General features: G+C 64.7%; 1 protein-coding gene and 1 pseudogene. Both read left to right on the top strand.

What is annotated here, in order from left to right:
- Nucleotides 1–79: pseudogene (locus tag AC1DEY_RS23200) on the top strand (TIGR03085 family metal-binding protein); the annotation flags it as partial.
- Nucleotides 80–180: 101 nt separating this feature from the next.
- Nucleotides 181–1,380 carry an IS30 family transposase gene (locus AC1DEY_RS23205; RefSeq protein WP_476870051.1) on the top strand — a complete coding sequence of 400 codons (1,200 nt, stop codon included), beginning with the start codon at nucleotides 181–183 and terminating at the stop codon, nucleotides 1,378–1,380.
- The last annotated feature ends 282 nt before the right edge of the window (nucleotides 1,381–1,662 follow it).

Below are 1,662 nucleotides of genomic sequence, written 5' to 3' on the forward strand. Positions count from 1 at the left end.
CACCCGCCACGCGCTCGTCACCTTCGAAGGCCAGCCGGACGCCGTCGCGCTCCTGCAGTCCGCCGAAGTCGGGCTCTAAACGCGTCGGGCTCTAAACCAAACAACGCGGGGTCACCAAGCGCCAATAATCCCCTCGCAGAATCATACGGTCGTTGCAACATCTGATTTTTGGAGGTTGCCATGCCGAGTGGTTATCGGGCGCCCGATGCGCTGAAGGATGAGTTCTTTTCACTTCTGCGGCAGGGGATGGCGGTCACGCAAGCCTCTGCCCGGATTGGGGTGTGGCGCAGTAGTACGCAGCGGTGGCTGGGCAAGACTGGCGGCATGCGGATGCGGATGGGTGTTGACGGCGGTGTTGAGGCGGGCCCGGTCCCGGCTGTCCGCCCGGGGTCCAACCGGCTTGATCTGGTGGACCGGGCGGTGATTATGATCCKGGTCCGCGAGGGCGCCAAGGTCGCCGCGATCGCCCGCGAAATCGGCAGGGACCGGTCGGTTGTATGGCGGGAGGTCCGTCGTAACCGGGGCGCTGRTGGGTCGTATCAGGCCGATGTGGCACAGATATGGACCCATCAGCGCGCCCGGCGCCCCAAGGCGTTCCGGCTCCAGAACCCGGAGCTGGTCAAATTCGTCGAGGACGCGATGGACGACGGGTGGTCCCCGAAGCTGGTGTCCTTGGTTCTGAAGCAAACCTTCGGTCACGATGAGAGCATGCAGATCAGCCACGAAACGATCTATCAGAGCCTCTACGTCCAGGGCCGGGGAGAACTCCGCAAGGATCTCTACCGGTGCCTAAGCACCAGCCGGAGCAAACGGACGCCCCGCGGTGAGCGGCCCCACGGAAACGCAGGCCAGCACTACAAGGATGCTCCGAAGATCTCAGAACGCCCCGCGGAGGCCGATGACCGGGCCGTGCCCGGGCACTGGGAAGGCGATCTCATCATCGGCAAGGACGGCCGCAGTGCCATCGGCACGCTGGTCGAGCGCACCACCCGGTACACCGTCCTGCTGCACCTGCCCGGACGGCACACCGCCCAGGAAGTCGCCGACGCGATGATCACCCAGATGCGCCGGCTCCCGGAGCATCTGATCAAAACCGTGACCTGGGACCGCGGCACCGAAATGGTCGAGTACCCCCGCATCAGCATGGCCCTGGACGCCGGCGTCTACTTCTGCGATCCACACTCACCCTGGCAGCGGGGCACCAACGAAAATACCAACCGCCTGCTCCGCCACTGGTTCGAAAAGGGCACCGACCTCTCGGTCTTCACCGCCGAGGACCTCAACACCATCGCCGACAAACTCAACAACCGGCCCCGGCCCACCCTGGACCTCGAAACCCCAAAGCAACGCATGCGCCAACTAATCGCCACCGCGGCCTAAACCCCGATGTTGCAACGACCAATTGACTTTGGAGGCCCTCAATGAGCCGTGTCTGACCCCGCGTTATTTTTCGATGACGGGAATGCGCCCGGGGCTTAGACTGTTGGAACCTGCAGCAGCGCCGACGCTCGCCGGACCCACACCAAGCTCCCCGAGGGAACACCCATGTCAACAGACGTCTCTTCCAACGCCTCTGGCGACCCCACAACGGGCGCTGCCCCCGTCATTCCCGCACCGATCGCGCCGGCGGCACCAACCGCGCCGGCCAAGATGTCCCGGGAG

The sequence above is a fragment of the Arthrobacter sp. 05T47 genome, from assembly GCF_056395825.1.